12 protein-coding genes are annotated in these 13,824 nt (G+C 36.0%); 7 read left to right on the top strand and 5 right to left on the bottom strand.

Going from position 1 to position 13,824, the window contains the following annotated elements:
• Window positions 1-2: 2 nt before the first annotated feature.
• A complete protein-coding gene (locus tag HSM_RS05540; protein WP_012340258.1) occupies window positions 3-2,543 on the bottom strand; it encodes a penicillin-binding protein 1A in 2,541 nt (846 codons plus the stop codon).
• A 124-nt stretch (window positions 2,544-2,667) separates the two neighbouring features.
• On the opposite strand from HSM_RS05540, the gene HSM_RS05535 reads away from it, so the two are divergent.
• The 7 genes from HSM_RS05535 (at window position 2,668) to HSM_RS05505 (ending at window position 8,333) form a co-directional block, all read left to right on the top strand.
• A complete protein-coding gene (locus tag HSM_RS05535; protein ID WP_012340257.1) occupies window positions 2,668-3,453 on the top strand; it encodes a hypothetical protein in 786 nt (261 codons plus the stop codon).
• A 3-nt stretch (window positions 3,454-3,456) separates the two neighbouring features.
• Window positions 3,457-3,996 carry a PilN domain-containing protein gene (locus HSM_RS05530; RefSeq protein ID WP_012340256.1) on the top strand — a complete coding sequence of 180 codons (540 nt, stop codon included), beginning with the start codon at window positions 3,457-3,459 and terminating at the stop codon, window positions 3,994-3,996.
• 3 nt (window positions 3,997-3,999) lie between these two features.
• Window positions 4,000-4,497, top strand: a complete 498-nt coding sequence (locus HSM_RS05525; RefSeq protein WP_011609266.1) for a hypothetical protein — start codon at window positions 4,000-4,002, stop codon at window positions 4,495-4,497.
• Window positions 4,498-4,512: 15 nt separating this feature from the next.
• Window positions 4,513-5,646, top strand: a complete 1,134-nt coding sequence (gene pilQ, locus HSM_RS05520) for a type IV pilus secretin PilQ (RefSeq protein ID WP_012340255.1) — start codon at window positions 4,513-4,515, stop codon at window positions 5,644-5,646.
• Window positions 5,647-5,827: 181 nt separating this feature from the next.
• Window positions 5,828-6,355, top strand: a complete 528-nt coding sequence (aroK, locus tag HSM_RS05515) for a shikimate kinase AroK (RefSeq protein WP_012340254.1) — start codon at window positions 5,828-5,830, stop codon at window positions 6,353-6,355.
• Between the two features lie 19 nt (window positions 6,356-6,374).
• The gene (gene aroB / locus HSM_RS05510) at window positions 6,375-7,463 is read left to right on the top strand and encodes a 3-dehydroquinate synthase (RefSeq protein WP_012340253.1); all 1,089 of its coding nucleotides are present in this window, start codon (window positions 6,375-6,377) and stop codon (window positions 7,461-7,463) included.
• Between the two features lie 6 nt (window positions 7,464-7,469).
• On the top strand, window positions 7,470-8,333 hold the full coding sequence (locus HSM_RS05505) for a Dam family site-specific DNA-(adenine-N6)-methyltransferase (RefSeq protein WP_012340252.1): 864 nt from the start codon (window positions 7,470-7,472) through the stop codon (window positions 8,331-8,333).
• A gap of 47 nt (window positions 8,334-8,380) precedes the next feature.
• On the opposite strand, the gene galU is transcribed toward HSM_RS05505, so the two are convergent.
• From galU to alaS, 4 genes are all read right to left on the bottom strand, one after another.
• A complete protein-coding gene (gene galU, locus HSM_RS05500; RefSeq protein WP_012340251.1) occupies window positions 8,381-9,268 on the bottom strand; it encodes a UTP--glucose-1-phosphate uridylyltransferase GalU in 888 nt (295 codons plus the stop codon).
• Between the two features lie 73 nt (window positions 9,269-9,341).
• A complete protein-coding gene (locus tag HSM_RS05495; RefSeq protein ID WP_012340250.1) occupies window positions 9,342-10,706 on the bottom strand; it encodes a phosphohexomutase domain-containing protein in 1,365 nt (454 codons plus the stop codon).
• Window positions 10,707-10,739: 33 nt separating this feature from the next.
• Entirely contained in the window at window positions 10,740-10,922 is a 183-nt protein-coding gene (gene csrA, locus HSM_RS05490; RefSeq protein WP_012340249.1) for a carbon storage regulator CsrA, read from the bottom strand.
• A 186-nt stretch (window positions 10,923-11,108) separates the two neighbouring features.
• A complete protein-coding gene (gene alaS / locus HSM_RS05485; protein WP_012340248.1) occupies window positions 11,109-13,733 on the bottom strand; it encodes an alanine--tRNA ligase in 2,625 nt (874 codons plus the stop codon).
• Window positions 13,734-13,824: the final 91 nt, after the last annotated feature.

Genomic DNA, 13,824 nt, shown 5'->3' with positions numbered 1-13,824 from the left:
TTTTAGAAAATTTCTTCCGGTTCCGCACTTGGCAGATCCGTTTCAGAAGGAAGGTAGTAACCACGTCCTTGTTGAACGAATGTTCTTTTAGGTTCCGTACCTCTAATAAAATATTCTATTTTCCCTTCTCCCGTTTCTGCCAATAAACCGGATCTAACATCAATATTTTTTTCCACTATATTTGGCGGTAAGGCAAGTTTTCTTTCCGGAATATCGTTTAAACTGAATTTCATATAGGAAATCCATGCAGGCATAGCTGTTGCCGAGCCTGTTTCTCCTCTCCCTAAACTCCTTTTATTATCATCAAATCCGACATATACCACAGTGGCTAGATTTGCACCAAATCCCGCATACCATGCAACCTTAGAATTATTGGTTGTACCCGTTTTTCCGCCAATATCACGACGCTTGAAGTGTTCTGCCATTCGCCAACTGGTTCCTTTCCAATCAAGTCCTTCTTCACCAAAGACCGCACTGGTTAATGCACTACGAATAAGAAAAGCCAATTCACCACTGATCACACGAGGTGCATATTGTTCCGTCGAATGCTCCGTCTTCGCCTCAGCCATAAAGAGAACCGCACTTTCATCTAATTTTTTATTAACCGTATTTAATTCGGGTATATCAGTAATTTCACTGACTTCCTCCCCCCCTAAATCTAAGGCATTGGCATTATCCGATATAGATGTATTCTCTTTAAATCCGTCTAATTTCTCTGTTTCTCCATAAATTACCGGAATATCATGACAAGTGATACAAGCTATTTTAGGGTTAGCAATAAATACATCATTCCCCATATTATCTTGAATTTTTTCAATTAAATACGGATCAACTAAAAAACCGCCATTATCAAATACTGCGTAAGCCCTTGCCATCTCCAACGGAGTAAAAGAGGCTGCACCTAATGCCATCGCTTCACTGGCAAAAATATTCTCCGACTTAAAACCAAAACGTTGCAAAAACTCGGCACTGAAATCAACACCTGCCATTTGGATCGCACGAATAGCGATCATATTTTTTGATAATCCTAATCCTACACGTAATCGAGTTGGACCATCATATCGATTTGGTGAATTTTTAGGTGTCCAAGGTTCTTGCCCCGGTTTTTGAATAACAATTTCCGAATCCAATAAAACACTTGATAAAGTTAATCCTTTCTCCAAGGCAGCAGCGTAAATGAAAGGTTTAATGGATGAGCCAACTTGCACCAAGGATTGTGTAGCACGATTAAATTTACTTTGCTCAAAACTAAAACCGCCAACTAACGCTTCAATAGCACCATTATCACTATTAAGAGAAACTAATGCAGAATTAGCTTCCGGAATTTGCCCTAAAACCCATTCTTTATTCTGTTGTCTTACCCAAATTTGATCGCCCTCTTTAGGCATTTTTTTACCCGCCCAACGCATCGCATTGTTAGATAAAGTAATATTCTTACCATCCGCTAACAACAAGTTAGCGCCCATTTTACTTATGGACAGAACAGCAGCAGGAATAAATGGATTGGAATTTGGTAAAGATTTTAGATGTGCTACAATCGCCTCTGTTTCCCAAGCCTTTTCATTTTTCTTCCATAAAGTGACCGCACCACGATAACCATGTCGTATGTCATAAGCAATAAGGTTCTCACGTAAAGCCTTCTGTGCTTGTGCCTGATCTTTGGATAAAATTGTTGTGAATACCTTATATCCTTTCGTATAAGCCTGTTCTTCGCCAAAGCGTCTTACCATTTCTTGACGGACCATTTCACTCACATAATCAGCTCGAAATTCTAACTGTGTTCCATGATAAGAGGCAACAATAGGTTCGCTTATCGCCACATCATATTCAGCTTTAGAAATATAGTTCGTCTCAAGCATACGCCCCAATACAACATTACGTCTATCCTGTGCACGTTTTAATGAACTGATTGGATTCATTGTTGAAGGTGCTTTAGGCAATCCGGCAATGACAGCCATTTCAGATAAAGTTAACTGCGATAATTCTTTACCGAAATAGGTTTTTGCCGCTGCCGCAACGCCATAAGCACGGTAACCGAAATAAATTTTATTTAGGTAAAGCTCTAAAATTTCATCCTTAGTTAAAACATGCTCAATTTCAATGGCTAAAATTGCCTCTTTAATTTTACGGACAAGATTTTTTTCCGGTGTTAAGAAAAAATTGCGTGCTAATTGCTGAGTGATCGTGCTTGCTCCCTGAGAAGCATTTCCTTTGCTGATAGCTACACTAATAGCTCGAGCAATACCAATAGGATCTAATCCATGATGTTCATAAAAACGATTATCTTCCGTGGCCAATACAGCCTCAATTAATTTTTGTGGAATATCCTGCAATTTAACCGGAATACGCCGCTGCTCCCCTACTTCACCAATCAATTTTCCATCAGCAGTATAAATTTGCATGGGTTGCTGTAACTCAACTGTTTTTAAACCATCAACACTGGGCAAATCTTTCTTTATCTGAATGTAAAAAATACCGACTACAACACACCCTAAAATAATCAACGTTAGTAAGGTACTAAATATTAATTTTGCGATCCTCATCGTAAAATTCTCTCTTATTTAATGTATTTGAAAAAAATATATCGATAATCAATGAGGTAAGTATAAAGGATTTAGCTAATAAAGCTAAGTTTTAAAATATAAATTTTATTAAAGAGAATATGAAATGAGACCTAACAAAAAAACAGCAAATATTTTACAAATTGGTATTCATAGACAAGATGAACAATGGCAATTCCTCTGGTTTGATGAACAAAAACAACCGCACTTTTTAACTAAAAACGATAATCCCCCTCTTAAACTATCTGATTTGACACCACAATTCGCAAAGAATATCTGCACATGGATAGCCTGTTTACCCAATCAGCACGTCTGGGTAAAAACAATCATATTGACGCAAAAGTTAAATGAGCAAGAATGCCAACAACAATGTAACTTAATCATAGAAAATGAATTGCCGACAGATTTCGATGATATTTGGTACGACTACCAATATAAAGAATTAACACAAGGTGCAAAACTGGCTATCTACGTTGTTAGAAAACAAACAGCTCAAAATTATGTGCATCGTTTTTTCCCTATAAAAATTAATACATTAGATTGCTTAAGTAATAGCCTACTACGAGCATTCCATTATTTTCACCCCCAAAAAGAAAAGATGGAAACATTATATTTATATCAGGATCGTAACGGCTGTATAGCAATACAAGAAATCGGACAACAAACAATCGTTCTACAAAAAAATGACAAAAATATTACCGCACTTTATCAAGAATTCTGCCAACGTTTTAACTGCCAACCTCAACACGTTTGGTGCTATTGTGAAAAAAATGAACAACAAAATATCACTCATAAATGGAACATCATTAATACCGAATTGCCTTTTATTGCTTTAGGAAATGCTCTTTGGGGAAGACATGAACTCTATCAAATAACGGAATTAAAGGAATAATAAATGCGTAATATTGAAATTAATTTATTACCTTGGCGACAAGAAATTTATCGACAAAAAATAAAATCGTTTATTTATAAATCACTTGCCAGCCTCATTATCTGTCTTGCTGGTGTAACTTTTATACTTTATTTAACTCAAAAAATTGACACCGAAATAGATAAAAAAAGAGAGCAAATACAACAAATTGACAATAAACTTGCAAAAATAAAACAGAACATTTCTACATTACAAAGAAATTATGGCGGTAAATCAAAAAACTTAAAAAAATTACCGAATGAACAATTTTTATCAATATTAACAACAATTTCTAAACTTCCGTTACAAAGTGGGGAATTAAACGAGCTGTCCTTAGATTTTGAAAAATTAATTTTGCAAGGTGAAACGGAGAAAAATAATGAAGTTGAACAGCTACAAAAATTCTTGAAACAACAAAATTTGTTTTCAAATGTAAAACTGTTGACCTTTAAAGAAAAACAAATTGATCAGAGAAGATCAGTCATATTTGAATTTGAATTAAGTTTAACTCAACATAAGGAATAGATCATGAAGTTACAGCATTCTGATAATTTGTTAGTAAAATGGGTAAATTTATCTTCACTAAAACAAATTTTAATTTTTTTCTTAATAATTTTGATAAGCTCAATTTATCCCTCGCTCAATTATATTCAGCAACAAGAAATTGCACACAAACTTCAAGTTGAAATTGACGAAAAAAATGCTCGACTTGTTCACAGGCAACAAATATTAACCAGCTTAAAGGAACGCTATCAACAAAATAATATTGAGTTTAATAAACCTCTTGCACAAATTAATCAAAAATTACAATTGTTAAATAATGGAAAATTATTATTTGAACAATCTCATTGGCAAATGGGAAATCAACCTATTTTAACTTTTCACGTTAAAGGCTATTTTTCCGATTTATCTCAATTTTTAACCGCACTTTTACCTCAAGTTCCACTCAATTTAGTTTCGTTGCAAATTTCTCATAGTGAAAATGAAGATTTTTCCATTCAAGCCGATATTTCTTTACAACTTTAGTCATGGAGAATACCTATGTTAATTAAAAATTTCTTATATTTCTTTTTGTTCTTATTCACAGTAAGTGTGGAATTATCTGCTAGAGATCCCTTTGATAAAAGACAAAGAAGCATAAAAAAAGAGACAAATATACAATTAGATACAAAGGAAAATTTGTCAAAATCGACTAATGAGCCAAATTTAACGACGACTTCGATCAAATTACATTATGCTAAAGCGGCTGATGTAATGAAATCACTGACTACAGGTCAAGGTTCATGGCTTTCATCAAATGGAACTTTTAGTTTTGATGAACGAAGTAACTTGCTCTTAATTCAGGATAATCAGGAAACTCTCAATGCCTTAAAAAAATTAATCAAAGAAATGGATCAACCTATTGAACAAATTGCAATTGAAGCGAGAATTGTAACAATTAGCGATGAAAATTTAAAAGAATTGGGGGTTCGTTGGGGAATTTTTGAGCCTACAAATAACGCTCATCATCTTTCAGGCAATCTAGCAGCAAACGGATTTCAGCATTTAACGGAACAACTTAACGTCAATTTTGCTACTACCGCAACACCTGCAGGTTCTATTGCTTTACAAATTGCCAAAATTAATGATCGACTTTTAGACTTAGAACTTACCGCACTTGAACGAGAAAATAATGTAGAAATTATTGCAAGCCCTCGTTTACTTACAACGAATAAGCAAAGTGCAAGTATTAAACAAGGAACTGAAATTCCTTATGTTATTACCGGCAAGAAATCTGATGAACAGAAAGTAGAGTTTAGAGAAGCAGTTTTAGGATTAGAAGTAACGCCACACATTTCTAAAGACAATACTATTTTACTGGATCTCATTGTAAGCCAAAACTCCCCTGGAAGTCGTATTACTTATGGGCAAAATGAAATGGTATCTATTGATAAACAAGAAATTAATACTCAAGTTTTTGCACAAGATGGGGAAACGATTGTGTTGGGTGGCGTATTTCACGATACAATCACAAAAGGAGTAGATAAAGTACCGCTGTTAGGAGACATACCTATATTAAAAAGACTGTTCAGCCGTGAAAGTGAAAGACACCAAAAACGTGAATTAGTCATTTTTGTTACCCCAAGGATCATTCGTTCAGAACAACCTAATGAAATAATAAAACCATTAAAATAGTATTAAAATAAACCGCACTTAATGAAATCTTAAAATAAATCCCCTTTTAGGTTGAAAAAAGGGGGCATTTATTGAGATAATCTCCATTATTTTTGGGCGATCTTTTACGACCTCTTTATTTTAGGTCGTTTGTTTTTTATAAGATCAATTTTTTAATTTTATTTGTAAAGAAGAAGTACAAATGGCAGAAAAACGTAATATTTTTTTAGTGGGTCCTATGGGGGCTGGAAAAAGTACAATCGGTCGTCAATTAGCACAAATTTTAGGCATGGAATTTATTGATACTGATGCCGAAATTGAACAACGTGCAGGTGCAGATATTAGCTGGATTTTTGACGTTGAGGGGGAAGAAGGTTTTCGTAAACGCGAAGAACGTATCATCAATGAACTAACTCAAAAACAAGGCATTGTGCTTTCTACCGGTGGTGGTGCAATCGTATCAAAAGATAATCGTAATTATTTATCTGCTCGTGGCACCGTTATTTATTTAGAAACGACCGTTGAAAAACAATTCCAACGTACTCAACGTGATAAAAAACGTCCATTACTACAAAATGTTGAAGATCCTCGCCAAGTATTAGAAGATTTAGCCAAAGTCCGCAACCCTTTATATGAAGAAGTGGCTGATATTATTTTGCCGACAGACGAGCAAAGTGCCAAATTAATGGCGAATCAAATCATTGATTTAATTGATAATCTTAAAATCTAATTACATTTTGAGGTATAAAATGCTGTGTGTAAATGTAGAACTAAGGGAACGTAGTTATCCTATCCATATCGGAATGGGGTTATTATCCGAACCACAAGTTTATCCGCTAAAAAAAGGCGATAAGGTGATGATTGTAACTAACCCTACAGTTGCACAGTATTATTTATCCTCTATAACAGACACCTTAGAAAAAATTGGTTGCTCGGTAGAGAATGTGCAACTCCCAGAAGGTGAACAATACAAAACTTTAGAATCTCTAGACTTAATTTTTACCGCACTTTTAAAAGCTAATCATGGACGAGATACCTCTATTATTGCACTGGGTGGCGGTGTGATCGGTGATATTGCCGGATATGCAGCGGCAAGCTATCAACGTGGTGTCCGTTTTATTCAAATTCCAACCACTTTACTTGCTCAAGTAGATTCTTCCGTTGGGGGAAAAACGGCTGTCAATCACAAATTAGGAAAAAACATGATCGGTGCTTTTTATCAACCTTGTGCCGTTATTATTGATACGCTAACGCTAACTACTTTACCTAAAAGGGAAATTCACGCAGGTTTAGCTGAAGTCATTAAATATGGTGCTATTTTAGATGATGAATTTTTTACATGGCTAGAAAAACATATAACTAATTTAGTTGCTTTAGAACAACAATATTTACAGCAGTGCATTGCTCGCTGTTGTCAAATTAAAGCAGATGTGGTTACTCGTGATGAAACTGAAAAAGGAGAGCGTGCGTTATTAAATTTAGGTCATACTTTCGGGCATGCTATCGAAACTCACCTTGGATATGGAAATTGGTTACATGGAGAAGCAGTCGCAACCGGAATGATGATAGCTGCGGTCTTGTCTAATAAATTAGGTGATTTATCACTTAACGATGTAACGAGACTGGAGAAACTTTTAACTCAAGCAGATTTACCTACAGCCTCGCCTGATACAATGAAAGCTGAAGATTATCTACCACATATGATGCGTGATAAAAAGGTTCTTGCTGGAAAATTACGCCTAGTCTTACTAAAATCACTTGGTCAAGCCTACGTTGCAACAGATACGGACAAAGAATACGTGCTTGATGCAATTCGTACCTGTTCAAAAAAAAGTTAATCTTTCATGTCCAACAAAGGAACTTCTTCTAATTTAGTGAAATATCGCCCATTTTTAAAATGGGCAGGCGGTAAGTTTCGCTTAACAGAGGAAATTAACAAACTTTTACCTAAAAATAAAACTTGCCTTATTGAGCCTTTCGTCGGTGCTGGTTCTGTATTCTTAAATACTCATTTTGAACACTATATTCTCGTAGATATTAATCCGGACTTGATCCATTTATTTAATATTGTAAAGCAAGATGTTGAACATTATATTGCGGCATGCAAACCAATATTTTTCCATGATCAAGCTAATACCGCTAATTATTATTACCATCGCAGAGCTGAATTTAATTTATCGCAAAATATTTTTGAACGTGCGGTTTTGTTTTTGTACTTAAATAGATATGGTTTCAACGGATTATGCAGATATAATGCTAAAAATGAATTTAATGTTCCATTCGGTAGTTATAAAACACATTATTTTCCGGAGTCTGAACTACGTTATTTTGCCCAAAAAGCACAAAGAGCGGTGTTTATTTGTGCTGATTTCCAACAAGCATTTTCAATGATCAATAATGATTCTGTTATTTATTGTGATCCGCCTTATGCACCATTGAAACAAAACTCAAACTTTACCAGCTACTCAGGCAATGAATTTTCTTTATCTCATCAACAAAATTTAGCTCAACTGGCAAAAGATACCGCACTAAACCACGGTGTACCGGTCTTAATCTCTAACCACGATACCAAATTTACTAGAGAGATCTACAAAGACGCAAAAATTAAACGCTTAAAAGTTCAGCGTTCTATTAGCAAATCATCTCACAAAAGAATTAAAGTAAATGAATTGATAGCTGTTTTTAATCACAAAAAATCGGTCCCTTAATAAAATTTTATATTAAAGAACCGACAAAGTTTAGCCATAACGAATTTCTACAAGTCCTGCACCAGTTGTTTCAAATAGGTTTTAAAATTCTCCCCTAATTGAGGGTGTTGTAAACCATATTCCACAAAGGCTTGCATATATCCTATTTTATCTCCACAATCAAAAGCCTTGCCGGTCATATGAAATGCTTCAACAATTTCTTTTTCAATTAGCATACCGATAGCATCAGTCAATTGGATTTCATTACCGACACCAACTGGCGTTTTTTCCAATAGATCCCAAATTGTCGCTGAAAAAACATAACGCCCAACAACAGACAAATTGGAAGGTGCGTCCTCAAATGAGGGTTTCTCAATAATATTTGAGATTTTAACACTCTCACCAACATTTAAAGTAACACCGCCACAATCAACAATACCATAACTACTAATATCTTTATCAGGTACAGGTGAAACCATTATCTGACTATTTCCCGTTTCTTTAAAACGCTTCAGCATTGCAGCAAGATTTTCTGTTTTTTGATTACTATCAAATTCAGCAAGTAATACATCAGGTAAAACAACGGCAAAAGCTTCCTTGCCAACAATTGCTCGCCCGCAAAGTACAGCATGCCCTAGTCCCTTAGCATTCCCTTGACGAACATGCATAATAGTAACGCCTGTCGGACAAATAGAACGAACTTCATCTAAAAGCTGGCGTTTAACACGCTGTTCCAACATAGTTTCTAACTCAAAAGATGTATCAAAATGATTTTCTATGGCATTTTTGGAAGAATGCGTTACCAGCACAATCTCTTTAATCCCTGCATTAACACATTCATTAACGACATACTGAATTAACGGTTTGTCAACCAACGTTAACATTTCCTTGGGAATTGCTTTAGTTGCCGGCAACATACGCGTTCCTAAGCCGGCAACAGGAATAATTACTTTCATTTTAATTTCCTTAATTAGAGCCATAAATAACCGCACTTTGCGGAAACAAAGTGTGGCCTCACTTAAGTTTAATTTATTGACGCAATAAAGCGAGAATTTCTTCTGTTTTTTCTGTCATCAATTGTTTATCGCCTCGTGTTTCTAAATTCAAACGAACAACCGGCTCCGTATTTGAACTGCGTAAATTAAAACGCCAATTTGGATACTCAATGCTGATACCATCAGTTTCATCTACACTGACTGCCTCTTTTTCATAAGCAACACGCACACGCTCTATTGCAGACTTCGCATCAACTAACTTACTGTTAATTTCACCCGGTGATGGATAGGTTTCAAGACTATTCCCCACTAACTCACCTAGTGATTTACCTGTGGTTGACACTAACTCCATAACAAGCAACCAAGGAATCATTCCGCTATCACAATAGAAAAAATCACGGAAATAATGGTGTGCACTCATTTCACCCCCATAGATAGCATCAACAGTACGCATTTTTTCTTTGATGAAAGAATGTCCAGATTTAGACATAACCGCTTCGCCGCCATTATCTTCAACTAACTTAATCGTATTCCAAATTAAGCGTGGATCATAAATTATCTTAGCCCCTTTATTTTTCTGTAAAAATGCTTGTGCCAATAATCCCACAATATAATAACCTTCAATAAAACCGCCCTCTTCATCAAATAGGAAACAGCGGTCAAAGTCGCCATCAAAAGCAATCCCCATATCAGCTTTATGCTCTAACACGGCATCAATCGTATCTTGACGGTTTTCATGCAAAATCGGATTAGGAATTCCATTCGGGAAAGTACCATCCGGATTATTGTGAACTTTCACAAATTCAACAGGCACATGCTTAGCTCGGAATTGTGCTTCAATAGCATCAATAACATGACCTGCTGCACCATTGCCTGAATTAATCACCAATTTCATTGGCTTTAAATTTTCCAAATTAATGTAAGATAAGAGATGCTCAATATAATGCCCTAATACTGAAAGTTGTTTATACTCCCCACGTTGGGAAACTGGAGCAAAATTATTTTCTTCCGCAAGACGTTGAATATCTGCAAGACCTGTATCTGCACTAATCGGACGCGAACCTTCACGTACAAGTTTCAATCCATTGTAATCCATAGGATTATGACTGGCTGTTACTTCAATACCACCATCAGCTTTTAAGAATGAAGTCGCAAAATAGACCTCTTCAGTGCCCGTCTCTCCCAAATCAATAACATTAACACCTGAGTCCAAAAGACCATTTGTTACAGCACTTTTTAATTCTTTACTTGTTAAACGAACATCACCACCGACAACAATCGTTTTGGGTTTTAAAAATTGTCCAAATGCACGACCAATACGATATACAATATCCACGTTCAATTCATCACCCAAACGACCTCGAATATCATATGCTTTAAAACAAGTTAGTTTACTCATAATTTCTCCATATCTTATCGTTCAAAAAGCCAATTACAACTGCTGTTCATCTTTAACATCTCTAATACGATGATAAATTTCTTCTCTATGAACAGAAACCTCTTTCGGTGCTTCAACACCGATTTTTACTTGATTGCCACGTATATTTAATATTGTGATAGAAATATCGTCGCCAATGAGTAAGCTCTCGCCAACTTTTCTGGTCAATATCAGCATATAACCCTCTCATTTCAGTTGAATTTATAAGATCTCTATCTTGCTTAAAATCCTTAAATAACAAAGCGTTATAATAATAAAGCATGATAATAATGAAGTGTTATCCGACTTACATTGTACGTTATTTATTCCCACAAAGAGATGAATAATATTCAAAAATGTGAGCCACAACACAAAATTTTTACTTTATAAATTTTTATGTAACCATTCGTTACAAACTGTTAACGCCTTGGAGATATTTTCCGGCTGTGATCCACCCGCCATTGCCATATCAGGACGTCCGCCACCTTTACCACCCACTTGCTGTGCCATTAAATTAACTAATTCGCCTGCTTTAACTTTAGAGGTTAAATCCGTTGTCACGCCAACAACTAGATTAACCTTATCTTCGTTCTTCGTAACAAAAGCAATTACCGCTGATCCCAACTGATTTTTCAAATCATCGACAATAACACGTAAAGATTTTACATCCATATTTTCAAGCTGTTGAACAATAACAGAAACACCATTAATTTCTACCGCACTTTTAGCAATATCGGAACCCGCCTTCATCGCAGATTTTTCTTTTAGTGCTTGCAACTCTTTTTCTGTTTTCTTCGCTTTATCTTGTAATTGCTGAATTTTTTCGACTAATGAATTTGCATCAGACTTCAAAAGATCCGCACTTTGCATCAATAGTACCTGCTGTTGTTGCAGCCAATTGATTGCTCCCTCTCCAGTGACAGCCTCAACACGTCGAACTCCGGCCGCAATAGCAGATCCGGAAACAATCTTAAATAGACCAATTTCACCCGTACGTTTTACATGAATACCGCCACAAAGCTCAATAGAAAACTCGCCCATTTTCACAACACGCACTACATCACCATATTTTTCACCAAATAATGCCATAGCCCCCTTAGCTTTCGCTTCATCAATAGGCATAACTTCGGTTACTACCAAATGATTAGCTCGAATATGCTGATTTACGAGGCATTCAATTTCAAACAATTGTTCTTGGCTAATCGCTTCAGGTTGAGCAAAGTCAAAACGTAATATTGTATCTGATACGAGAGAGCCTTTTTGTGCAACATGAGAACCTAATACTTGACGTAAAGCCGCATGTAATAAATGCGTAGCACTATGATTTAATGAAGTTTTTATACGATGTTCCGTATCAACAACAGCATTGATTGTTTGACCAACGTTTAATGTGCCTTGAATTAACGTACCGATATGACCAAAAACTTGCCCATATTTTTGCGTATCTTTCACGTCAAACCGCATATTTGTCGCAATCAGGCAACCTCTATCACCTATTTGTCCGCCGGACTCAGCATAAAACGGTGTATCATCTAAAATAACAACCGCACTTTGCCCTGCACTAATACTCTCAACGGATTTGCCTTCATAGAAAAGTGCGGTAACTTTTGCCTGAGTTTCAGCCTCAGTATAACCTTCAAAAGTAGTTGTCCCTTCTACACGAATAACATTATTGTAATCTACACCAAATCGGCTTGCCGCCTGTGCACGCAAGCGTTGCACTTCCATTTCACGCTCGAAGCCTTCCTCATCAATACGAATATTACGCTCACGGCAAACATCGGCAGTTAAATCTAATGGAAAACCGTAAGTATCATATAATTTAAATGCTACTTCACCGGATAACACACCATCTTTTACGTTAATTAAAGCCTCATCTAACAAGGCTAAACCACGCTCTAAAGTACGAGCAAATTGCTCTTCCTCTAATCGTAGCAGTTTCTCTACATTGGCTTGCTTCGCTTTTACATCTTTACCGGCTGTAGCCATAACATCGATCAAAACCGGTACGAGCTTATAAAAGAAAGTGTCTTTAGCACCTAATAAATGTCCGTGACGAACCGCACGACGGATAATGCGACGTAAAACATATCCACGTCCTTCATTAGAAGGAATAACACCATCTACAATTAAATAGGCACAAGAACGAATATGATCAGCTATAACACGCAACGATTTGTTAGTTAAATCTTTTTCCCCTGTCAGTTCTGCAACCTTAGCAATTAATTTTTGGAAAATATCAATATCATAGTTTGAATTTACATGCTGTATTACCGCACTAATGCGTTCTAACCCCATCCCCGTATCAACGGAAGGTTTTGGTAATTTTTCCATCGTGCCGTCAGCCAATCGATTGAATTGCATAAATACAATATTCCAAACCTCAATATAACGATCACCATCTTCTTCCTCACTACCTGGTAAACCGCCCCACACATGCTCACCATGATCGTAAAAAATTTCAGTGCAAGGACCGCAAGGTCCTGTATCACCCATCGCCCAAAAGTTATCAGAAGCATAAGGGGCACCTTTATTATCACCAATGCGAATAATATGATTTTCCGGCACACCAACTCCTTTATGCCAAATACCATAGGCCTCATCATCAGTTTCATAAACAGTAACATATAGTTTTTCTTCTGGTAATCCGAGCCATTCTGGTGAAGTTAAAAATTCCCAAGCAAATTTAATAGCATCTTGTTTGAAATAATCTCCAAAACTAAAATTACCAAGCATTTCGAAAAAAGTATGATGACGAGCGGTATAACCGACATTTTCTAAGTCATTATGTTTACCGCCTGCACGTACACAACGCTGTGCTGTAGTTGCTCTCGTATAAGAACGGGTATCCAATCCAAGAAAAACATCCTTAAATTGATTCATTCCCGCATTAGTAAAAAGTAACGTTGGATCATTTTCCGGTACAAGAGAGCTGCTATCTACAATTTGATGTCCTTTGCTATGGAAAAAATCCAAAAAAGCCTGTCTAATTTCTGCTGTTGTTTTCATTAAAAAACCTTGTTATATCTTGTAAATCCAGTAAAAAACCTGCTTATTGTTGCATATTTTTGACATTTATAAAAAACTTTTTTAGCTGATT

Source organism: Histophilus somni 2336, from assembly GCF_000019405.1.
Taxonomy (GTDB): domain Bacteria; phylum Pseudomonadota; class Gammaproteobacteria; order Enterobacterales; family Pasteurellaceae; genus Histophilus; species Histophilus somni.
This window is presented reverse-complemented; position numbering and strand designations above follow the sequence as displayed.